Origin of the sequence: Pseudomonas sputi, from assembly GCF_021603585.1 — a bacterium.
Taxonomy (GTDB): domain Bacteria; phylum Pseudomonadota; class Gammaproteobacteria; order Pseudomonadales; family Pseudomonadaceae; genus Aquipseudomonas; species Aquipseudomonas sputi.
The window spans coordinates 142,103-163,167 of record NZ_BQHI01000005.1 but is presented as its reverse complement, the minus strand read 5'-3'; the positions used below and the strand labels follow the sequence as shown (position 1 = coordinate 163,167).

At 63.8% G+C, this 21,065-nt stretch carries 17 protein-coding genes and 1 pseudogene; 4 read left to right on the top strand and 14 right to left on the bottom strand.

What is annotated here, in order from left to right:
* Window positions 1–157 precede the first annotated feature (157 nt).
* Together L6D81_RS09510 and L6D81_RS09505 are read left to right on the top strand one after the other, a co-directional pair.
* Window positions 158–1,564, top strand: coding sequence for an adenosylmethionine--8-amino-7-oxononanoate transaminase (locus tag L6D81_RS09510; protein ID WP_236178849.1), 1,407 nt, complete (start codon window positions 158–160; stop codon window positions 1,562–1,564).
* A 70-nt stretch (window positions 1,565–1,634) separates the two neighbouring features.
* Window positions 1,635–2,354: a 16S rRNA (uracil(1498)-N(3))-methyltransferase gene (locus tag L6D81_RS09505; protein ID WP_236178848.1), complete on the top strand. Its 720-nt coding sequence runs from the start codon at window positions 1,635–1,637 to the stop codon at window positions 2,352–2,354.
* 4 nt (window positions 2,355–2,358) lie between these two features.
* Here L6D81_RS09505 and L6D81_RS09500 read toward each other — a convergent pair.
* Window positions 2,359–3,261, bottom strand: a pseudogene (locus L6D81_RS09500) (transporter substrate-binding domain-containing protein).
* Window positions 3,262–3,302: 41 nt separating this feature from the next.
* The gene (locus L6D81_RS09495) at window positions 3,303–4,544 is read right to left on the bottom strand and encodes a D-amino acid dehydrogenase (RefSeq protein WP_236178847.1); all 1,242 of its coding nucleotides are present in this window, start codon (window positions 4,542–4,544) and stop codon (window positions 3,303–3,305) included.
* 108 nt (window positions 4,545–4,652) lie between these two features.
* Here L6D81_RS09495 and L6D81_RS09490 point away from each other — a divergent pair, with 108 nt between their 5' ends.
* The gene (locus tag L6D81_RS09490; protein ID WP_236178846.1) at window positions 4,653–5,564 is read left to right on the top strand and encodes a LysR family transcriptional regulator; all 912 of its coding nucleotides are present in this window, start codon (window positions 4,653–4,655) and stop codon (window positions 5,562–5,564) included.
* Here the strand turns inward: L6D81_RS09490 and trhA are convergent.
* Window positions 5,561–6,178 carry a PAQR family membrane homeostasis protein TrhA gene (trhA, locus tag L6D81_RS09485; RefSeq protein ID WP_236178845.1) on the bottom strand — a complete coding sequence of 206 codons (618 nt, stop codon included), beginning with the start codon at window positions 6,176–6,178 and terminating at the stop codon, window positions 5,561–5,563. The two genes, L6D81_RS09490 and trhA, sit on opposite strands and share 4 nt — an antisense overlap.
* A 142-nt stretch (window positions 6,179–6,320) precedes the next feature.
* Here trhA and L6D81_RS09480 point away from each other — a divergent pair, with 142 nt between their 5' ends.
* Entirely contained in the window at window positions 6,321–7,241 is a 921-nt protein-coding gene (locus L6D81_RS09480; RefSeq protein WP_236178844.1) for a LysR family transcriptional regulator, read from the top strand.
* 110 nt (window positions 7,242–7,351) lie between these two features.
* On the opposite strand, the gene madM is transcribed toward L6D81_RS09480, so the two are convergent.
* The 11 genes from madM to L6D81_RS09425 all read right to left on the bottom strand — a co-directional run bounded on the left by madM (window position 7,352) and on the right by L6D81_RS09425 (window position 21,053).
* Window positions 7,352–8,116 carry a malonate transporter subunit MadM gene (gene madM, locus L6D81_RS09475; RefSeq protein ID WP_236178843.1) on the bottom strand — a complete coding sequence of 255 codons (765 nt, stop codon included), beginning with the start codon at window positions 8,114–8,116 and terminating at the stop codon, window positions 7,352–7,354.
* Window positions 8,117–8,121: 5 nt separating this feature from the next.
* Window positions 8,122–8,514: a malonate transporter subunit MadL gene (gene madL / locus L6D81_RS09470; RefSeq protein ID WP_236178842.1), complete on the bottom strand. Its 393-nt coding sequence runs from the start codon at window positions 8,512–8,514 to the stop codon at window positions 8,122–8,124.
* A gap of 62 nt (window positions 8,515–8,576) precedes the next feature.
* Window positions 8,577–9,497 (bottom strand): malonate decarboxylase subunit epsilon, encoded by a 921-nt coding sequence (gene mdcH / locus L6D81_RS09465; protein WP_236178841.1) that lies wholly within the window; start codon window positions 9,495–9,497, stop codon window positions 8,577–8,579.
* Window positions 9,494–10,114, bottom strand: coding sequence for a malonate decarboxylase holo-ACP synthase (locus L6D81_RS09460; RefSeq protein WP_236178840.1), 621 nt, complete (start codon window positions 10,112–10,114; stop codon window positions 9,494–9,496). The genes mdcH and L6D81_RS09460 overlap by 4 nt, the downstream gene beginning before the upstream one ends.
* A complete protein-coding gene (gene mdcE, locus L6D81_RS09455) occupies window positions 10,108–10,893 on the bottom strand; it encodes a biotin-independent malonate decarboxylase subunit gamma (RefSeq protein ID WP_236178839.1) in 786 nt (261 codons plus the stop codon). The genes L6D81_RS09460 and mdcE overlap by 7 nt, the downstream gene beginning before the upstream one ends.
* Entirely contained in the window at window positions 10,890–11,741 is an 852-nt protein-coding gene (locus L6D81_RS09450; RefSeq protein WP_236178838.1) for a biotin-independent malonate decarboxylase subunit beta, read from the bottom strand. The genes mdcE and L6D81_RS09450 overlap by 4 nt, the downstream gene beginning before the upstream one ends.
* Window positions 11,734–12,033: a malonate decarboxylase subunit delta gene (locus L6D81_RS09445; RefSeq protein WP_007913697.1), complete on the bottom strand. Its 300-nt coding sequence runs from the start codon at window positions 12,031–12,033 to the stop codon at window positions 11,734–11,736. Before L6D81_RS09445 ends, L6D81_RS09450 begins: the two co-directional genes overlap by 8 nt.
* Window positions 12,033–12,905, bottom strand: coding sequence for a triphosphoribosyl-dephospho-CoA synthase (locus tag L6D81_RS09440; RefSeq protein ID WP_236178837.1), 873 nt, complete (start codon window positions 12,903–12,905; stop codon window positions 12,033–12,035). The genes L6D81_RS09445 and L6D81_RS09440 overlap by 1 nt, the downstream gene beginning before the upstream one ends.
* Window positions 12,905–14,575, bottom strand: coding sequence for a malonate decarboxylase subunit alpha (mdcA, locus tag L6D81_RS09435; protein ID WP_236178836.1), 1,671 nt, complete (start codon window positions 14,573–14,575; stop codon window positions 12,905–12,907). The genes L6D81_RS09440 and mdcA overlap by 1 nt, the downstream gene beginning before the upstream one ends.
* A gap of 99 nt (window positions 14,576–14,674) precedes the next feature.
* Window positions 14,675–15,145, bottom strand: coding sequence for a chemotaxis protein CheW (locus L6D81_RS09430; RefSeq protein WP_236178835.1), 471 nt, complete (start codon window positions 15,143–15,145; stop codon window positions 14,675–14,677).
* Window positions 15,138–21,053 (bottom strand): Hpt domain-containing protein, encoded by a 5,916-nt coding sequence (locus L6D81_RS09425; protein ID WP_236178834.1) that lies wholly within the window; start codon window positions 21,051–21,053, stop codon window positions 15,138–15,140. Before L6D81_RS09425 ends, L6D81_RS09430 begins: the two co-directional genes overlap by 8 nt.
* Window positions 21,054–21,065 lie beyond the last annotated feature (12 nt).

Sequence of the window (21,065 nt, the reverse complement as noted above, 5' to 3'; positions counted from 1 at the left end):
GAAGAATACGTCAGCCATCAAAACGCCGCCAGCGACGTCTCTCGGCCCATACAAAGTAGCTCATTCGACACAATGGGTTGTCCCGGCGCGACGCATTGCATAGGCTTGCGCGATTGTTTGCCCGCGCCTGACGCGAGCCGCCTCGAGGAGACTGAACATGGGCCTGAACCACCAGTGGATGCAACGCGATCTCGCGGTGCTGTGGCATCCCTGCACCCAGATGAAAGACCACGAACAGCTGCCGCTGATCCCGATCAAGCGCGGTGAAGGCGTCTGGCTGGAAGACTTCGAGGGCAAGCGTTATCTGGATGCGGTCAGCTCCTGGTGGGTCAACGTGTTCGGCCACGCCAACCCGCGCATCAACCAGCGCATCAAGGATCAGGTCGATCAGCTGGAACACGTGATTCTGGCCGGTTTCAGCCATCAACCGGTGATCGAACTGTCGGAACGTCTGGTGAAGATGACACCGGAAGGCCTGAACCGGGTGTTCTACGCCGATAACGGTTCATCCTGCATCGAAGTCGCGCTGAAAATGAGCTTTCACTACTGGCTCAACCGCGGCCAGCCGAACAAGAAGCGCTTCGTCACCCTGACCAACAGCTACCACGGCGAGACCATGGCGGCGATGTCGGTCGGTGATGTGCCGTTGTTCACCGAAACCTATAAAGCCTTGCTGATGGACACCCTCAAGGTGCCGAGCCCGGATTGCTACCTGCGCCCGCAGGGCATGAGCTGGGAAGAGCATTCGCGCAATATGTTCGCGGCCATGGAACAGACGCTGGCGGAAAACCATGACAGCGTCGCCGCCGTGATCGTCGAGCCGCTGATCCAGGGCGCCGGCGGCATGCGCATGTATCACCCGGTGTACCTCAAGCTGTTGCGCGAAGCCTGCGACCGCTACAGCGTGCACCTGATCCACGACGAAATCGCCGTCGGCTTCGGCCGCACCGGGACAATGTTCGCCTGTGAACAGGCCGGCATCCGCCCGGACTTCCTGTGCCTGTCGAAAGCCCTGACCGGCGGTTATCTGCCGCTGGCCGCGTGCCTGACCACCGACGAGGTGTACAGCGCGTTCTACGACGATTACCCGACCCTGCGTGCGTTCCTGCATTCGCACAGCTACACCGGCAATCCGCTGGCGTGCGCGGCGGCGTTGGCGACCCTGGATATCTTCGAACAGGACAACGTGATCGAAAACAACCGGGCACTGGCTCAGCGCATGGCTTCGGCGACGGCGCATCTGGTGGACCATCCGAATGTTTCGGAAGTCCGTCAGACCGGCATGGTTCTGGCGATCGAGATGGTCAAGGACAAGGCATCGAAGGAAGCCTACCCGTGGCAGGAACGTCGCGGACTGAAGGTGTTCCAGCATGCGCTGGAGCGTGGTGCGCTGCTGCGTCCGCTGGGCAGCGTGGTGTATTTCCTGCCGCCGTACGTAATCACCCCGGAGCAGATCGACTTCCTCGCCGAAGTCGCCAGCGAAGGCATCGACATTGCCACCCGTGACAGCGTCAGCGTGGCGGTGCCGAAGGATTTCCATCCCGGGTTTCGTGATCCGGGCTGATTGTTTTCACTTAAGGTGACGGCTCGTTCCCACGCGGTGCGTGGGAACGATCTAACCAGAGAGACCCGAAATGAGACTGTCCCGCTTTTTTATCGACGCCCCGCTCGGCACCGGCGAACACGAACTGCCGGAAGCCCAGGCGCATTACATCAGCCGCGTGCTGCGCATGGCCGAGGGCGATGCGGTGCAGTTGTTCGACGGTTCCGGCCACGAGTTTCGCGGATCGCTGGTAGAGGTCGGCAAGAAGCGCGTGGTGGTGCAGATCGACGAACAGTTCGCCGGTCAAATCGAATCGCCGCTGCAGATCCACCTCGGCCAGGGCCTGTCCCGGGGCGAGCGGATGGACTGGGCGATCCAGAAAGCCACCGAACTGGGGGTGACCGAAATCACCCCGATCTTCAGCGAACGCTGCGAAGTCCGCCTCAAGGACGAACGCGCCGACAAGCGCCTGCAGCACTGGCGCCAGGTGGCGATCAGCGCTTGCGAACAATGCGGTCGTTCGCGAGTGCCGGTGATTCATCCACCGGTGTTGCTGGCCGACTGGCTGAAACAGACCCAGGCCGAACTGAAACTGGTTTTGCATCCGGTGGCCGAGCCGTTGATCAGCCACGCCAAGCCTGCGACGCTGGCGTTCCTGATCGGCCCCGAAGGCGGCCTGTCCGACGCCGAAGTCGAGCAGGCCAAGTCCAACGGTTTCCACGCCGCCCGCCTCGGCCCGCGCGTGCTGCGCACCGAGACCGCGCCGGTTGTGGCGCTGGCGGTGGCGCAGCAACTGTGGGGTGATTTCTAACCCGTCACTGCACCGGATCACTGGTTGGTCTGGCGATGATTGCCTTGAGTTCGCTGGTCATCGGGAACTCAAGGTTCAGGCCCTTCGGCGGGATCGGCTGCTCGAACCACTTGCGGTAGATCCCGTTGATTTCCCCCGAGCTGTACAGGTCGGCCAACACGCCGTTCACCAGCGCAAGAAACGGCGGATCATCCTTGCGCACCATGCAGCTGTAGATTTCCCGCGACTGCTCCTCCCCCACCACGACCCAGTTGTGCGGATCACGTGCCTTGGCCCGCTCGCCGTAGAGCAACGCATCGTCCATGTAGAACGCCGCCGCGCGCCCCGATTGCAGCATCTAGAATGCCTCGCCGTGATCCTTGGCGCTGATGACGAACATGTTCAGTTTGTGGTCGAGGTTGTAGCTCTTCAGATAGCGCTCGTTGGTGGTGCCGGCGGTGGTCACCACGTTCTTGCCGCGCAGGTCATCGAAGCTTTTGATGCCGCTGTCCCTGGCAGTCAGGAGCTGACCTTTGACGTAGATGAAACCGTAGGAGAACGCGACCTGCTTCTGCCGTTCGGCGGTTACCCCGGTGGAGCCGCATTCAAGGTCGACCGTGCCGTTCTGAACCAGCGGAATCCGCGTCTGCGACGTCACCAGGTTGTACTTCACCTTCAGCTCCGGCAACGCCAGTTGCTGCTTGATGCGCTCGACGATCTTGTCCGCCAGTTCCACCGAATACCCCATTGGCTGGCCGGTGTGATCGCCCACATACGAGAACGGCACCGACGCATCGCGATAACCCAGGGTGATGCTGTTGGCGCTGGCGATCTTGCCGAGCGTACCGGTCAGCGGCACTTCATTGGCCTGCGCCTGAGCGCCGAAAACCAGCGCCAGAGTGCAGCCGAGCAACGTGATTTTTTGCATTGTTATTCTCCGTTGTGGGTGGGGTGTTTTAGCAGAAACCGTCACGCCGCACGGGGATTGAACCCGTGCAGATCAATGGATGTGCGCTGCTCGCCAATCAGTTCGCTGAGCAACTGCCCGCTGCCGCAGGCCAGGGTGAAACCGAGCGCGCCGTGGCCGAGGTTGAGCCACAGATTGCGATACGCCGTGGCGCCCAGCAGCGGAACGCCGGTGGGCGTGGCCGGGCGCATGCCGGCCCACTCCACGGCCGCATCGTAGTTGCCTGCGTCGGGAAAGGTGTCGCGGGCGTGACGCTTGATCAGCGCCAGTCGCTCGGGGTCCACCGCCGGGTCGAAACCGACGATATCGACCATCGCCGCCACGCGCAGTTGTTCGCCGATACGCGCGTAGACGATCTTGCGGTCGTAGTCGGTGATGCTCACATCTGGCGCCCGGTGTGCGTTGCCGATCGGCACAGTCAGGCTGTAGCCCTTCAGCGGGTACAGCGGCAGGCGCAGGCCGGGCAGCGCCAGCAACGGGCTGCGATGGCCGGCGGCGATCACCAGTTGTTCGACCGGCAGGGTTTCGTCGCCAAGTTCAATGGCCGTGACGGCGCCGTGGCTGTGACGGATGCCGGTGACTGGCTGGCCGAGACGAAACTCGCAGCGACCCGACGCCTTCAAGCGCGCCGCCAACTGCTGGCAAAAGCCATGACAGTCGCCGACTTCTTCATCCGGCGTGTAGATCGCGCCTACGAACGGCGCATCGGTCAGTGCCGGTTCCAGTTGCGCACATTCGGTGGCGGACAACACCTGCTGTTGCTGCGGATCGGCGAGGCCTTTGCGTGCATGCTCGAAGCTGGCGGCGTTGCGGAAGGTCACCAGTTTGCCGTTGCGCCGCCAGTTGAAACCGACCAATCCGTCGTCCTCGCGCCAACGTTTCAGGGTGCTCTGGCTGAACAGCGCCAGACGCAACAGATGCGCGGCGTTTTCACGATTGACCGAGGTGCGGCACGCGGCGAGAAACGAGGCCATCCAGCGCCACTGCGCCGGGTCCAGGCGCGGGCGCAACCTGAGCGGTGAATCGCCGCGCAGCATCCAGCCGATTGCCTGCAACGGCACGCCGGCATCGGCCAGCGGCGCAACGTAGCGGTAGGACAACTGGCCACCGTTGGCGAAACTGGTTTCGCTGCCCAGCGACTGCCGCGCCTCGACCACCGTCACCTCGAAGCCGTCGCGCACCAGCGCCCAGGCCGTTGCCAACCCGATCACGCCGCCGCCAATGATGCACACACGCTGAGCCATGTCCGTCCTTGATTCTTTTTGAAGACGAGGCCGAGGTTAGGATGAGGTGACAGGCGCCGAACAATGAATAAAGATGCCAGACCTATAAACAAAGGTTATGGGATCGTCATGCGCCTTCGTCATATCGAGATTTTCCAGGCCATTCGCCAAACCGGCTCGGTCAGCGCCGCTGCGCAGTTGCTGCACGTATCGCAACCGGCGGTGACCAAGGTGCTGCAGCACGCCGAGCAGCAGCTGGGCTTTCCGTTGTTTCTGCGGGTGCGCGGCAAGTTGCAGGCGACCCCGGAAGCGCTGGAGCTGGAGCGCGAAGTCGACAAGGTCACCGAAAGCCTGCAAGGCGTGCGGCGTCTGGCCCAGAGCCTGCGCCGCGCACCCGGTCACAGCCTGCGGATCGGCGCGACCCCGGCGCTGGCGCTGTCGTTGCTGCCGCCGGCGATCCGGCAATGGACGGCGCAGTTCCCGGACATCGCCTGCGAACTGTCGAGCGCCCACAGCCGCGAGCTGATGCAGAACCTGCTGATGCGCGAAGTGGACGTGGCCCTGACGTTGCAGTTGCCGGACCATCCGGGGCTGAAGGCCCAGGCATTGGCTTCGGGGGTGCTGGTGGCGCTGGCGCCGAAAGGTTATTGGCCGGAGGAAGAGGCCGGTCAGCCGTTGCCGCTGATGGCGTTGGCGGGAGCGCCGCTGATCGGGCTGTCCAGCGCCGATCCACTGGCCGCCCGCCTCGATAGTTATCTTGAAGCGGTCGAACCGCCGCCGCGTGTGCGGATCGCCGTGCAGACTTACTCACTGGCGCGGGCGATGGTGGAATCCGGCGCCGGGGTGGCGGTGATCGATCCGTTCACCGCGCTGGGTGCCTCAACGGCCACCACCTCTATCCGCCCTCTCGCCCCGCCGCTACCGATCACGCTGTACGCCGTGACCCGCGCCACTGAACCTTTGCCGCATACCCTGAATGATTTGCTGCAGATCTTCAGTCAGCGCGCCCGGGAACAACTCGACCGACTGATGCGCCCTTAAAGGACATAAAACAGAATCGCCACAAAGTGCAGCAGGCTCCCGGCGATCACGAACAGATGCCAGATCCCGTGGGCATGGCGCAACCGATGGTCGAGGGCAAAGAAGATGATCCCCACGGTGTACAGCACGCCGCCCGACGCCAGCCAGACAAACCCCGTCGTCCCCAGCGCCGCGATCAGCGGCTTGACCGCCACCAGCACGATCCAGCCCATCACGGCGTAGATCACGATCGACAGGATCCGCGCCTCGGAGCGCGGCTTGATCTCCTGCAGAATGCCGATCAGCGCCAGCCCCCAGACAATCCCGAACAGCGTCCAGCCCCACGGCCCGCGCAACGTCACCAGGCAGAACGGCGTGTAGCTGCCGGCGATCAGCAGGTAGATCGAAAAGTGATCGACCTTCTTCATGATCGCTTTCTTGCGCCCGCGCACGCTGTGGTACACGGTGGACGCGCTGTAGAGCACCAGCAAGGTGAAGGCGTAAATCGCCACGCTGACGATCTTCCACGGGCTGCCGTCGAGGCTGGCAATCACCAGCATCCACACGCCCCCGACAAACGCCGCTACCGCCCCGACCAGATGGGTCCAGGCGTTCAGTTTTTCTCCGTGATACATGTGTCGCACACCTCGATTTCATTTACCGCAGCGCGCAAGGCTCGGGCCTTGAGCGTAAAAGCGCAATGTTTGCGTTCAACGCGGGCCTGCACCTGTCCTGATATTTGGGCACAATCGAGCGATACCAAGAAGAGTCCGCGCCATGCTGATCGACGAAGAATTGACCCTGAAGAAACTCGAGGTGTTCCTCGCCTTCATGCGCACCGGCAACCTCGCCCGCGCCGCCGCCGAGTTGCAGACCAGCAACGTCAGCGTGCACCGCGCGATCCATTCGCTGGAAAGCGCCCTGCGTTGCCCGCTGTTCAAGCACGAAGGCCGCAACCTGACACCGCTGGAAAGCGCCTACGTGCTCGAAGAGCGGGCGCAGAAACTGATTCAGGACGTGGTCGAAAGCGTGCGCCTGACCCGCGAAGCGGCCGGGTTCTCGGCCGAGCGCTTCAAGCTCGGCTCGCTGTATTCATTGACCGTGAAAACCGTGCCGCAGTTGATCATGGGCCTGAAGATCCGCCGCAGCGAACTCAACATCGACCTGATCCTCGGTTCGAACATCGACCTGCTCTACAAGCTGAAAAACATGGAAGTCGACGCGATTCTGGTGTCGCTGGACGACAGCGTCAACGACCCGGACTGCGAGCAGATTCCGCTGTTTTCCGACGACATCTTCCTCGCCACTCCGGCCGATTCGCGCTTCGCCCAACGCAGCGAAGTGGATCTGGCCGAGGTGCGCGACGAAACCTTCATCACCCTCACCCAAGGCTTCGCCACCCACCAGGACGGCATCCGGGTGTTCCGGCAGGCGGGGTTCGAGCCGAAGGTGGCGATGCAGGTCAACGACATCTTCACCCTGCTGAGCATGGTCAGCTCCGGGGTTGGTTATGCGTTGCTGCCGGGCAGGATTGCGGCGGTGTACGAGAACCGGGTGAAGCTGATTCCGTTGCAGGAGAAATACCGGTTGCAGCAGCACATTGGCGTGGTGTTCCTGAAGGCCAAGGAGCGGGATCCGAATCTGCTGGCGTTGCTGGCGGAGTGTCGGATGTACGCCAATCGCCAGGCCACCCAATGATCGTTCCCCGCGTGGGAATGCAGCCCGGGACGCCTCGTCCCCAAAGCGGGCGCCGAGCGTCCATTGAGGCGTTCCCACGCAGAGCGTGGGAATGACAACCCACCATCGTCCTAGCCCATCAACCCACGCATCAGCAGAAACAACACCGAAGGCCCGAGCAAACACCCAAGTGCGGTATAGAACGCCGCTGTCAGGCAGCCATAAGGCACCAGCTTGGGATCCGTCGCCGCCAACCCGCCGGCCACGCCGCTGGAGGTCCCCATCAATCCGCCAAAGATCACCGCACTGCGCGGGTTGTTCAGGCCGATCATCGGCGCCACGAACGGCGTCATCACCATCACCAGAATCGCCTTGATCAATCCGGCCGCTATCGACAGCGCCATGACTTCGGAACTCGCGCCAATCGCCGCCCCCGTCACGGGCCCGACGATGTACGTCACCGCTCCTGCGCCAATGGTGGTCAGGCTCACCGCATCGGTATAACCGAATGCCATCGCCACACCGACCCCGGCCACAAACGACGTGCCCACGCCGACAAACAACGCCAGCACACCAACAAACCCGGCCCGCTTCAGCTCATCGACGCTGACGCCAAACGCCGTGGCAACAATTGCGAAGTCCCGCAGCATGGCGCCGCCGAGCAAACCGATACCCGACAACAAAGGAATGTCCACCACACCTTTCTGCCCCCCCGTCAGTGCACCGCCGACATACGACAGCACCAACCCGAGCAAAATGGCGATGGCCGAGCCATGCAAACGGCCCTTGGTGAAGGTGGTGGACATCCAGTAGGACACCCACATGGTCAGGCCGACAATCAGGAAACCGCTGATCAAGCCGTAGCCGGTGATGACTTTCATCATTGATTCGTACATGGCGCTCACCCCGCAGTCTTGGCAGGCGTGATCGGCGCCGGTTTCTTGTTACCGAGGCGCACCAGCACCGGCACCAAGGCAAAGGCGATGACTACGGCGAGCGTTCCGGCGAGGATTGCCATCGGCCCGCCCTTCAGCGCGCCGTAAACGTTTTGCTGCGCCGCCATGGCGACCACGATCGGAATGTAGATGGCGCTCCAGAACTCGACACCCTGCTCGGTCTTACCCTTGAGCCATCCACTTTTATTCAAGTAACTGCCCAAACCGATCAACAGCAGCATCGCAATACCGACACCGCCGACATTGGCCGGCACGCCGATCAACTTGCCAAGCAGTTCACCGACCCAGACACCCACCAGCGTACAAAAGGCGAGAAACGCCACACCGTAAATAATCATTGTTGTAGTCCTCAAAGTGCATCGTCGAATTGTTTTTGTTGTTCGAAGCCTGAGTCGGTGATTTAGGGTCGTCGGCCCTCCTCTTCACGCAACAGCGCCTGCAAGGTGTCGAGCCGGGCACTGTCGAAGGCAGCGACAGTCCCCTGTTCGAACACCCGGCGCGCCAGCCCGGTCAGCACCGCACCGGGCGGCAGTTCGATCTGTAAACGTACGCCGCGCTCGTAAGCGCTTTGCACGGTGCCGCGCCAGTCCACCACGCGGCACATGTTGAAGGCGAGATCGTCGCGCAGCGCTTCCACCTGGGTCACAGGCCTGGCGCGACTGCCGCTCAGGTAAGCGATTTGCGGTGTTTTCAGTTCTACCTCGGCGAAAGCTTCGGCGAGGGTTTGCGCGGGTTCATCCAGCAACGGGCAGTGCGACGGCACGCTGACCGCCAGCCGTTTTGCCAGACCGGCGCCACGAGCGCGTGCCCGCTCGGCGACCGCCTGCATCGCCTTGTCGCTGCCGGCAATCACCAGCTGGTTATCGGCGTTGATGTTGGCCAGGTACACCGGTGCTTCTGCACTGTGCACCTGCGCCAGCAGCGTTTCGACGGTGGATAATGGCAGGCCGATGATCGCGGTCATGCCAAAGCCCTGTGGATAAGCCTGCTGCATCAACTCGCCACGCAGGCTGACCAGATGCAGCGCATCGCTGAAGCTCAACGCGCCGGCGACCACTGCTGCCGGATACGCACCGATGGACAGGCCGGCGACGTAATCTGCGGCCAGTCCGTCCTGCAACAACTGCCGCGAGGCTGCGACCCCGGCGATCAGCAGGCAGAGCTGAACCGCCCGGGTGCTGCGCAACGCTTCGCTGGAATCCAGCCGCCAGACATCCTCACCGAGGCTATCGCTGGCCTCGATCAGCGTTTCCCGAGGCAAACGCTGGAGCATGCCGGGCTGCTGCGCGCCCTGACCGGGAAACACCAGCAGACTGCTCACGCTGCCTGCTCCTGCGGGTTCCACGGATCAGACACCAGACAGGCTTCATGGGCGTTTTTCAGCAGCACCCGCGAAGCATTTCCAGCCCATTCGCGCAGGGCGACGGCACCGAACGGCGTCTGCAATTGCAGATCGACCCGGCAGATCGCCTGATCGAAAACCGCGACCCATTTACGCGCCTGATTGCGGGTCATCCGTTGCGGCGCTCGCAGGATCAAGTCGAGATCGCTGCGTTCGTGCATCGCCGTAAATCCACTGGCCAGCTCAAACCCGACACTGCCGCTGACACCCCAAATCCAACCGCAATCATCGAGCACCGGCCGCAGTTGCCGGAGCGCCTGCATGACCGGCAGATCACGCTCGCTCTCGACCTGACAAAGGGCTTCCGGGCTGACCCGGCAAGCAATCGAATCAAGCGCCATGAACGCCGCCAGCCGCTGCTCGCGCAACCGACCGCGCACGCCCACCGCGATCAACCCATCCTCACTCAACGCCCGGCGCACCACGACCGGTTGCCCGGCACTCAGCGAGTCAATCGCCCACTGCGGCGCATCCGCCGGCAACTGCGCCGGCGTCATGCCCCACAGCAGGTCGTGGGCCAGAGGCGTGTTCACCACTGCGCCCTCAGCAATTCACGTACGCGGCTGGAGGCTTCGCGATTTTTCGCGCCGAGACGATGGCTCAAATCCGTCGCGCCAATATCGCCGATCGCTTGCTTCAGGCATTCGCTGACTCGTGCCAGATCCTCCGCCGTCGGCTGTTCGATCTGCTGCACCGACAAAGTTTCCCAGAGCAACCCGAGGCTGGCATAACTGTCGATGTCATAGGCCATCGGCGGCACGCTGGACGCCAGAGCTTCCAGTTCCTCGACGCTGCGCAAGGTCACCCGCGCCGCCGACGCCTTGCCCATGGCGTGCACCATCACCCCCGGATCACGCAGGGCGATCAAGCGGTTGGCCTGATAACCGTGAGCGAGAAACGCTCCGGACATGGCCTTGCCCACCAGCAGCGCAATCACCGGATGCCCGGCCAGCCGCGCACGGGCATAAGCGTGCGCCGCACCGGCCAGGGCCTGATGAATACCGAGGGCTTCTTCGCGGCGACCGTAGGCCTGGCTCGGCACATCGACGATGGCGATCAACGGGCGCTTTTGTGTTTGGTCAAGGTCGGCGCTGATCGCGTCATCCACCGCCTTGGCCAGGCCCCAACCTTCGAGCAAACCGACTTCGCCATTGCGAGCACGAGGGAACCGGTTGTGCGGATCGGCGACCACGGCGATAAAACGCCCCAGTGGCCCGTCGGCGACCTTCAGCGATGGCGGCAAGCCTTCAGCGACCTTCGCGCCAGCGCTCAAGGCGTTGAACCAGTTCAAACCGCGCACGGAATAACCACTCATGAGCGCTCTCCTTGATACAGATCGCGAACCAGCGAAGGCTCGATTTGCTTGTCAGTGTCCAGGCTCGTCAGGCGTTGCAGGAACCACTCGGCCCGTTGACTGCGCGGTTGCGCCGGCAGGCCCTGTTGCAGCAACTCGCCGACCTGCCGGCGAATCTGCGCCACGTCATCGGCGACATAACGGTCCACCAGACCACTGGCAAACCGTTGCTCGCCACCGGTCAGGCTCCAGATGAAAGGGCGGTCGCGGGAGTCGTATTCCTCGATCCCGGCCTCCTGCTCGATCACCTGCGGGCCGTTCAGACCGAGGCGTGCTTCCTGGGTCACGAGCAAGTAGCTGCACAGCGCGGCGGCAATCGACATCCCGCCGAAACAGCCGACGCTGCCCGCCACCACACCGACCACTGGCTGGTATTGCTGCAGATCGACAATCGCCGCGTGGATATCGGCAATCGCCGCCAAACCAAGGTTGGCTTCCTGCAAGCGTACGCCGCCGGTTTCCAGCAGCAGGATGGCGCGAGTCTCGATGCCGTTGCGATTGTCCTCGGCGGCCAGTTCCAGCGCGCCGGCGATCTTCGCCCCGCCGACTTCGCCGAGGCTGCCGCCCTGAAACGCACCTTCAATCGCCGCGATCACCACCGGCAAACCGTCGAGGCTGCCCTTGGCGATCACCACGCCGTCATCGGCCTGGGGCACCACGCCCTGGCGTTCCAGCCACGGCGACATGACGCGCTGAAACGGGTCGAGCAGTTCGCGGAAGGTGCCGGTGTCGAGCAAGGCTTTCGCCCGCTGCCGGGCGCCGAGTTCGACGAAGCTGTGCTTGTGCAAAAGTGCCGAGGTGTCAGTCATGGCCGATCTCCTCGAAGCCTTGTTCCAGCCGCAGGCGCACCACGCCCGGGGTCGCGCCGAAGTCGTGGATATCGATGGCCATCGCCGGTGGCGTGGTGCCGTCGAACATCCGTGCAAACAAATGCTGCCAGCGCAGCTGTGCACCGTTGACCGAAGTCTGCACATTGATCGTCAGCTTGCCGGCCAGGCCCGGTTCGATCAGCACTTCCAGATCGCCCGAGCCGACACAACCGACCAGCGCCCGACCGCGCGGCGGCTGCCCGGCGGGGAATTCAAAGGATAAGGTTTCCATCAAAACGCTCCCTGAAGGATGCCGTCGCGCTCGATCCGGTCGAGCAGCAGGCTGGCGGCGAGCAAGTCGGCGGCGCCACCGGGCGAGGCATTCAATGCGATGAGTTGTTGATCGAGTTCGTGCAGGCGACGGCGACCGGTGAGGCTGGCGCTGCCACCCGCATCAAGCACCGCCCGGGCGCCGTGCTGCATGGCGTGCAGGCCCTGTTCGCCGGCGCGGTACAGGACGCAGGTGTCGGCCAGGTCGGTCATGATTGCGAGCAAGGCATCGAGCCGGGCGTTCTGTTCGCCATGACCGGCGGCGCGGCTGCGTTTGAGCTGCGGCAGGCCACGCTGCACCACCGACGGGAAGCCGAGTTGCGCTTCTTCCCGGGCACCCCGAGCGCCGTAGCGTTGCGCGACTTGGGCGCCGTGGCTCAGTGGGCGCGGCGCATAACGGTCATCGAGCAACGCCAGACGCGCCGCGCGCAGAGTGACGGCGCCAGCACCGGTGGACTTCGTATCCAGCGCAGCCGCCGTGACCAGCAGGCCCAACGCCCAGATCGCCCCACGATGGGTGTTCACGCCGTGGGTGGTGGCAAGCATCGCTTGCTCGCCTTCCCGGCCGATGCGGCCAATGGCTTCGCGCAGCGGCAAGCCGAGCTCGCCGAACTCCAGCGCGGCTTCGGCCATTTCCTTGAACGCCGGCCACAATGCCAGCGCCGAGGCGTGCATCAATCCGAGGTGCAAATCGGTGTGGGCACCGTTGCCACGCCGGTCGACCAGCGCCGGTTTCGGCGACAGGTCGGCTTCGTCGATCAGCGCGTCCACGGCCAGGTCCGCCAGCCGTTCGGCGAGGGTGATGGGTTTGGGTTGCAGGTTGAGTGCGTGCATTACCAGCTCCTGAACTTGGCAGGCGGGTTGTAGAGGCCGCCGGACCACTCGACCAGATCGGCCACGCTCTTCGCCGCCAGCAGTTCGCGGGTGGCGTCGGTGCGGCGGATGCCAAGGTCTTCGGGCAAGGCGATCAGGCCTTCACGGCGCATGCGTTCGGTGTCTTTCGGGTTGTGGCGCAGGCCGATGGCGGTGACGCCGGCCACCGCCGCGATCATCGCCTGACGCTCTTGCAGCGAGCGCGCCTTGTACAGGTAGGCGATGCCTTCTTCGGTCAGCAGGTGGGTGACGTCGTCGCCGTAGATCATGATCGGCGCCAGCGGCATGCCGCTTTTTTTCGCCACCTCTACCGCGTCGAGGGTTTCGACGAAGGTCGGTTTGCCGCCCTCCTGGAACGTCTCGACCATCTGCACCACGAGTTTCTTGCCCCGTTCGAGCATCGGCTGCTGCGAATCGTCGTGGCGCATGTCGAGCCAGGCCGGGGTGCCGTGACGGCGACCGCGCGGGTCATGGCCCATGTTCGGCGCGCCACCGAAACCGGCGAGGCGGCCACGGGTGACCGTGGAGGAATGGCCGTCGCCATCGACCTGCAAGGTTGCGCCGATGAACAGGTCCACCGCGTATTGCCCGGCCAGTTGGCAGAACATCCGGTTGGAACGCAGCGAACCGTCGCGGCCGGTGAAGAACACGTCCGGGCGAGCAGCGATGTAGTTCTCCATGCCCAGTTCGGTGCCGAAGCAATGCACGCTTTCGACCCAGCCGCTTTCAATCGCCGGGATCAGCGTCGGGTGCGGGTTGAGTGTCCAGTTGCGGCAGATCTTGCCCTTGAGGCCAAGGGATTCGCCGTAGGTTGGCAGAATCAGTTCGATGGCGGCGGTGTTGAAACCGATGCCGTGGTTCAGCGACTGCACGTTGTGTTTTTCGTAGATCCCGCGAATCGCCATCATCGCCATCAACACATGCACAGGCTTGATGTGACGCGGGTCGCGAGTGAACAGCGGCTCGATGTAGAACGGCTTGTCCGCCACCACCACGAAATCCACCCACGACGCCGGAATGTCGACGCGAGGCAATTCGCTGACATCGTCCACCAACTGATTGACCTGAACGATGACGATGCCGTCGCTGAACGCTGCCGGTTCGATCAGCGCCGGGGTGTCTTCGGTGCTCGGGCCGGTGTAGATGTTGCCGGCACGATCAGCCATGAACCCGGCCGAGAGCACGACGTTGGGGATCAGGTCCACCACCAGCCGGGCGTAGAGTTCGATGTAGGTGTGGATCGCGCCGATTTCCAGCAGACCGTCTTCGAGCAACTGGCTGATGCGCAGGCTCTGGGTGCCGGCAAAGGAGAAATCGAGCTTGCGGGCGATGCCGCGTTCGAACAGGTCCAGATGCTCGGAACGACCGACGCTGGGCATGATCATGTGCAGATCGTGGAGCTTCTGCGGATCGGCCTTGGCCAGGGCGCGGGAAAGGAAATCCGCCTGCTTCTGGTTGTTGCCCTCCAGCACCACACGGTCGCCCGGATGAATCAGCGCTTCGAGCGCCGCGACGATCCTGTCGGTGGGCAACACCGCACCGTCGGCCAGCCCGCGCACCTTGTCGAGGCGCCGCTGCTTCTCGTCGCGCCGCCGCGTCCAGCGCGATTCGGGGGATATTGTTGTTGTCATGCTCACTCCACGAGGTTCGCTGTCGTGGAGCTACCTTAGGAGTGTGCTTGAGGGGCATCAATCAAGCGCAGTGGCGAACCGTTACGGTGAGCGTAACGATCAGTGGACAAGCCCCGCATCCACCAACAATTTCTCCAACGCCAACAAATCCGGCACCTTCGCCACCTGCTCCCCGACCTGCACCGCCGCCTGCTCCAGCGCACACAGCGGCACGTCGACGTAACTCAACTGACTGTCGAGCTTGTAGGAGCGCGGAATCCCCTGCACCAGCAGCGCAATGAACTTCAATTCCGGCAAACCGCCGAGGGCATTGAGGATGACGATCCGCGCCCGTTCGCCGATGACGGTCTTGTTGCCGCACGCCGACTCGAAACTCAGCAGCGGAATCTGCCGCTCGCGCCAGGTCACCCGCCCCAGATACCACGGCGGCGTATCGAGGTCGAAGGCGCTGGACTGGTAGTCGATCAGTTCGGCAACGGCGACGTTGGGCAGAATCAGGTTGCGATCCGCCAACGGCAACAGCAGCCCGGTGAGTTGGCTGGTGCGTTGGTTGTGCCGGCGTTCATGCATGTTTTTTGCTCCACAGGGCGATGCTTTCGAGCAGCACCGATTCCTGGTACGGCTTGCCGAGGTAATCGTTGACGCCAATGGCCATCGCGCGGTCGCGGTGTTTCTGCCCGGTGCGCGAGGTGATCATGATGATCGGCAGGTGTTGCAGACGCTCGTCGTGGCGCACCTGGGTCGCCACTTCGAAGCCGTCCATGCGCGGCATTTCGATGTCGAGCAGCATCAGGTCCGGCATGTGTTCTTCCAGCAGCAGCATCGCATCGACCCCATCCTTGGCCGTCAGCACGTTCATGCCATGGCGTTCGAGCAGGCGGCTGGTGACCTTGCGCACCGTGACCGAGTCGTCGACCACCATCACCAGCAACGGCTTGTGCGGTTCGCTCTCGATTTCGTGACTGGCCGGACGCTGCGGCAACCTTGCCTGCATCGCGCGGATCGGCGCCAGCAGGTCGAGAATCAACACCACCCGGCCATCACCGAGGATCGTCGCCCCGGACACGCCCTGCACCGACGCGAACTGCGGGCCGAGGCTCTTGACCACGATCTCGCGGGTGCCGGCCATCGTGTCGACCTGCACCGCGATGTGCCGGTCGTTGCACTGCACCAGCAAGACCGGCACCGGCAGGCTCTGGCCGGACAGTTTCGGCCGTGGCGCGGTTTTCAGCAGCTCGCCCAGGTAGCACAGTTCATAACGCTGACCGCCGTATTGATAACTCGGCGGATCGAGACGGAAATGCCCGTCCAGTTCATTCGGCAGCACGCGGACGATGCCGTCGATGGTGTTCAACGGAATCGCGTACTGATCCTCACCACACTGCACCATCAGCGCACGGTTGACCGACACGGTGAACGGCAGACGAATGCGAAAGTGCACGCCCTGCCCCGGCACCGAATCGATGCTCATGGTCCCGCCCAGTTGCCGGACTTCTTCGTGCACCACGTCCATGCCCACGCCACGCCCGGAAATCTGGGTGATTTTCTCGGCGGTGGAAAATCCCGGCTGGAGGATGAACTGCAACACTTCGCGGTCGCTGATGTCGGCGTCCGGCGCCAGCAGACCGCGCTTGATCGCCTTGCGCCGCACGGCATCCAGTGGCACGCCGGCGCCATCGTCGCGGATGTCGAACACGATGTCGCCGCCCTCGCGTGACAGGTCGAGGCTGATCTGCCCCTGCGCCGGTTTGCCCGCCGCCAGCCGGACTTCGGCGGACTCCAGGCCATGGTCGACGGCATTGCGCAGCATGTGTTCCAGCGGTGCCGCCATGCGTTCGAGGACGTTGCGGTCCATCTCGCCTTCGGCGTTGCCGACGGTGAACGCCACGTCCTTGCCCAGTTCCTCGGCGACCTGCCGGACGATGCGCTTCAGACGCGGCAACATGCGCTCGAACGGCACCATGCGCGTACGCATCAGGCCTTCCTGCAACTCGGTGTTGATCCGCCCCTGCTGCTGCAACAGGTTCTCGGCGTCGTGGGTGCGCCGGTCGAGGGTTTCCTTCAGGTCCAGCAAGTCGGAAGCGGATTCGAACAGCGCCCGTGACAGTTGCTGCAGCTGTGAATGGCGGTCCATTTCCAGTGGGTCGAAATCTTCGTAGCCGAGGCGTTCAGCGTCCACTTGCTGGCGGCTGAGGATCCGCCCCTGGGTTTCGGTGTCGAGCCGGCGCAACTGGTCGCGCATGCGCTCGATGGTGGTTTCCATCTCATGCAGGGCGGTCTGCGCATCGTTGACTTGCTGTTCGATCCGTCCACGGAAGATCGAGGTTTCACCGGCGAGGTTGACCAGCTCGTCGAGCAGTTCGGCGGAAACCTTGACCATGTCCGCCCCGGCCTCGGGGACCGGGGCCGCAGGCTCGGTCTTGACCGCAACCGGCGGTACGGGCGCCGGGCTTTGCACGACCACCGGGTGACTGAAACTCTGGATCGCGCTGATCAGTCGGTCCGCCGGTGGACACGGCTGGCCGGCGCGTACCGCGTCGAGCATCTGCGCCAACCGGTCATGACCGCGCTGCAACAGCGCAGACAGTTCGGCGCTGCCCTGCAGGGTGCCGGCGAACAGGCTTTCGTAAAGGTTTTCCAGCTCATGGGCGAGGTCGCCGATCGGACCGATTTCCACCATCCGCGCGCCGCCCTTGAGGGTGTGCAGGTCGCGCAACAGGGTTTCCACTTCGTGGCGATTGCCGGGCTCGGCCTGCCAGCGCAGCAACGCGGCGCCGGAGTTTTCGATGATGTCGAAACCTTCTTCAAGGAAGATTTCCAGCAATTCCGGATCGTGTCCTGAGCCGTCCTGCGTGACGGAGGCTGACGACGTTTCGGGCTGGGCGCTCGGGCCGTGACGGAAGCGCCGGATCGCCTCGATCAAGTCCTGCGCCGGATCCAGCGGCTGGTGCCGGTGCAACTGTTCGAGGAACTGCGCCAGACGTTCGTGGCTCTGGCGCAGCAATCGGTCCAGGGCTTCGCTGTGACTGTAACGGCGATCCACCAGCCCTTGGTAAAGGCCTTCCAGCTCGTGGGCCAGATCGCCGACCGCCGCCACCTCGGCCATCCGTGCGCCGCCCTTGAGCGTGTGCAAATCCCGTTGCAGCGACGACAGCGGTGCGCCGTTCTCCGGGTCCTTCAGCCAGCGCTGCAAGGCTTGCCCGGCGCTGTCGAGAATGTCCACTGCCTCTTCGAGGAAGATCTCGACGATCTCGTCGTCCGGCCCGCTGTCGACGCTGTGTTGTTGCAGTTCGGCGGTGGCGCTGCCCAGTTCGCGGATGCTCGGGGTGCGACTGCCGTCGCTGCGGATCAGGCCCATGGCCGACGGATCGAGGCTCTCGTCGAGCAGTTCGTGCAAGGCGCGGATGCGCTGCGGTTGCGGGGTGATTTCCTGGCCGGCGGCCAGTTCGTCGAGCATGTTGATCAGTGCTTCGTGGGCCTGCTGCGCTTCATGGAAAAACCGCTCGCTGACCGCCAGGCTGCTTTCTTCGACGGCGCCGTAGAGATCGAGCAAGGCTTCACACAGCACATCCATCGGCAGCAAGTCCGCCAGGTGCGCGCCCTCGCCCAGCGTGGTCAGTTCATCCAGCAGCGCGCTGAGTTCCTGACGCTCGCCGGGGTGCTGCTGCCAGCGCTGCAAGAGGCTTTCGGCGTCGAGCAGGATGTCCATGCCCTGGGCCAGGAAGTTGTTGATCAGTTGCGGATCACGCTTGACCCGCAAGGCGCTGCTCGGGGCGCTGAGGATCGACTCCAGACGCTGGCCGAGCAGGGTTTCGGTGCGTTTGATCAGCGCTTGCGCACCGACGATCGGCGCCAGCGGATCGTGTTTGAGCTGGCGCAGACCGACGCGGAACAGGCCCTCGGCTTCGAGCAGCAGTTCCACTGCGTCCAGGTCCAGCGCCAATTGGTGGGCCTTGAATTCCCGGGCCAGTTTATCGAGCGGCGCCGCCAGTTCGGCAATCGGCGAAACCCCCGCCATTGATGCGCTGCCCTTGAGGGTGTGCAGCGCGCGCTGCAACTCGTCGCTGGCCTGCAACGGCACATGCTCGGCGGCCTGATCGAGAAAACGGTTGAGGCTGGCGAGGTGGTTTTCGGCTTCGTTGCGAAAGATCTCCAGCAACAGCGGATCGAGGGCTGCAACGTCTTCCACGTCTTCAGCCGGCAGCGGCGTGTCGCCCTTGGCCAGCGCGTGGGCGCGGGCCGCCAGTTGATCGACATCATGGCGCTGACGCTGGCCGTTGGTGGCGAATTCGGTGATCAGGTCCGGCAACAGCAGCAGCGTGTCGGCGAGCAACTGGCGCACTGCCGGGCCAGGTTCGACGCTGTGTTCCAGCACGCGGTTGAGCAGGTTTTCCACCGCCCAGGCCAGCTCACCAAGAACCAGCGCGCGCACCATCCGGCCGCTGCCCTTGAGCGTATGAAAACCGCGGCGCAGCTCACTGAGGGCGGAGCGGTCAGCAGGATCGGCAGACCAGCGCGGCAAGTATTCGCCCAGCACCTCAAGCACTTCCCCGGTCTCTTCGAGGAACACTTCGCGCAGCTCGTCGTCCACCGGTTCTTCATCGGCCGGTGGCGGCAGCAGACTGCCCGGCGTGGTCAGCGCCGGCGGGTTGACCGCCGACACCGGGCTGGCGAGCACTTCGGCCAGAGACTGCACAATCTCCGGGTCGTCCAGTTCCTGCAAATCCTGCATCACCAGCGCTTCGCTGGGGCTGAGCACATCCTCGAGCACCGGCACATGCGGCTCACCGGGCTGTTCGTCAGGAAAGAAACCGAGACTGGCGAGGCTTTTCTGCGCAATATCCAGCAAGTGCTCGCTCGGTGCCTGCGGGTCATCCGTCAGGCGTTCGAGGTAATACTCGATACTGGTGATGGCGTCGGCGAGGCTGTCGAGTTGCTGCCAGCCCGGTTCGTGAGGGTCGAGCAACAAATGCTCGCGGATGAACCCGTTGCAGGCTTCGAGCAGACTTGCCGCCCGCGCCAGCGGAATCATCGCCAGTGCGCCGCGCACCTGGGTCAGCAGCGCCGGCAGGCTTTGCAGTTGCTGGCGATCCCAGTCGGCGTCGATGTAATCGACGATCATGTCCTTGGCCTGTTGCAGGCAGATACGCGCTTCCTTGATCACGATCTGATGGATCTGCGTCAGGTCGGTGGTCGGCAGCCGCGAATCATCCGGGCTTTCCGGCTCCACCGTGCCAACCATCCCGGCCAGCGTCGCTTCGACGTAGAGCAAGGCGCCGGCGACGTCCATCAGCGTGGCGTCATTCGGTTCGCGCTGACCCTGCGCGAGGCTGAGCACCACCGCCAGTTGATCGATGATCACCTTGCGCGGCTGGCCGAAACCGAGCACCGCCAGGGTGTCGGCGATCTGCCGCAACGGCGCCAGCAGGCTGTCCAGATCCGAAGCGTGCTGGCGGTCGCTGCGTACGAACAGGTCGAGGCGTTCCTTGACCCGCACCAGCTCTTCGCACAGCGCCGCGAGCACCGAGCGCATGGCATCGCGGTCGGGGCCGGCCAGGCGCGTGCGTTCTTCGTCGACCATCGCGCTGTCGGGCAGCGCGTCGTCCAGGGAGTAGCGATCTTTCATGGTCAGCATCTGCCCGGTGGGATGTTCGGCTTTGGCGATATAAAACAGCAGGCTTTTCAGCAGTTCAGGCGGTGGCGGCTGGTTGAGGCCGGGCATGCCCTGTTCAAGCAGGCGCTTGAGTTCCTTGTCGGCGTCCTTGAACAGGCTGCGCAGGGCCGGGCTGTTGGCGATCCGCCCTTCGCGCATGCCCTCGACCAGCGCCGAAGCGATTTGCCACAAAGGGCTCAGCGGCGAATGACCACTGAGCGCTTCAAGCCGGGTAAACACCTTGGCCAGATAGCCGAGATGCGTCTGGTCATCCTGTTCGCGGAGCAATCCGACCAGCGCCATTTGCAGCATCTGGCGCAATTTGCGCAGTACATTGGGCAGCTCTGCCGGCTCCAGCAGGGCCAGCGCTTCCGGGCTCAGGGGCGACAGCTCGGGCAACTGCGGGCTGAACAGGCTGGTTTCCGACAACAGGCTTTCGCCACGGGCGCTGCGCAAGTCGTTGATCAGCGGCAGCACTACCAACGGCAGGTCACGGCGGGCGCCCTGGACGCGATCGAGGTAGATCGGCAATTGGCCCAGCGCCTGCAACAGCAAGTGCAGCGCTTCGTCGCGATGGCTGACGCGGTCGTTCTGCAACGCTTCGACCAGGTGCTCCATCTCTTCGGCCAGCAGCGCCGCGCCGTAGAACTCGACCATCTGCAGGCTGCCGTGGACCTGATGGATGCAGGCCAGGCATTCGTCCAGCCCGGGCACGGACTGCGGATCGTCGAGCACGGCTTCGATGGCCTGATGCGCCTGTTTCAGCGTCTCGGCTATTTCACCCTTGACCCATTCGAGGGCCACGTAGTCGTGCCGGTCACCCATAACCACTCCGCT

Bases quoted from the DNA above. Each gene is read 5' to 3' on its own strand.
- L6D81_RS09510 (WP_236178849.1), top strand. From the start codon at position 158: ATGGGCCTGAACCACCAGTGGATGCAACGCGATCTCGCGGTGCTGTGG.
- L6D81_RS09505 (WP_236178848.1), top strand. From the start codon at position 1,635: ATGAGACTGTCCCGCTTTTTTATCGACGCCCCGCTCGGCACCGGCGAA.
- L6D81_RS09495 (WP_236178847.1), bottom strand. From the start codon at position 4,544: ATGGCTCAGCGTGTGTGCATCATTGGCGGCGGCGTGATCGGGTTGGCA.
- L6D81_RS09490 (WP_236178846.1), top strand. From the start codon at position 4,653: ATGCGCCTTCGTCATATCGAGATTTTCCAGGCCATTCGCCAAACCGGC.
- trhA (WP_236178845.1), bottom strand. From the start codon at position 6,178: ATGTATCACGGAGAAAAACTGAACGCCTGGACCCATCTGGTCGGGGCG.
- L6D81_RS09480 (WP_236178844.1), top strand. From the start codon at position 6,321: ATGCTGATCGACGAAGAATTGACCCTGAAGAAACTCGAGGTGTTCCTC.
- madM (WP_236178843.1), bottom strand. From the start codon at position 8,116: ATGTACGAATCAATGATGAAAGTCATCACCGGCTACGGCTTGATCAGC.
- madL (WP_236178842.1), bottom strand. From the start codon at position 8,514: ATGATTATTTACGGTGTGGCGTTTCTCGCCTTTTGTACGCTGGTGGGT.
- mdcE (WP_236178839.1), bottom strand. From the start codon at position 10,893: ATGAGTGGTTATTCCGTGCGCGGTTTGAACTGGTTCAACGCCTTGAGC.
- L6D81_RS09450 (WP_236178838.1), bottom strand. From the start codon at position 11,741: ATGACTGACACCTCGGCACTTTTGCACAAGCACAGCTTCGTCGAACTC.
- L6D81_RS09445 (WP_007913697.1), bottom strand. From the start codon at position 12,033: ATGGAAACCTTATCCTTTGAATTCCCCGCCGGGCAGCCGCCGCGCGGT.
- L6D81_RS09440 (WP_236178837.1), bottom strand. From the start codon at position 12,905: ATGCACGCACTCAACCTGCAACCCAAACCCATCACCCTCGCCGAACGG.
- mdcA (WP_236178836.1), bottom strand. From the start codon at position 14,575: ATGACAACAACAATATCCCCCGAATCGCGCTGGACGCGGCGGCGCGAC.
- L6D81_RS09430 (WP_236178835.1), bottom strand. From the start codon at position 15,145: ATGCATGAACGCCGGCACAACCAACGCACCAGCCAACTCACCGGGCTG.
- L6D81_RS09425 (WP_236178834.1), bottom strand. From the start codon at position 21,053: ATGGGTGACCGGCACGACTACGTGGCCCTCGAATGGGTCAAGGGTGAA.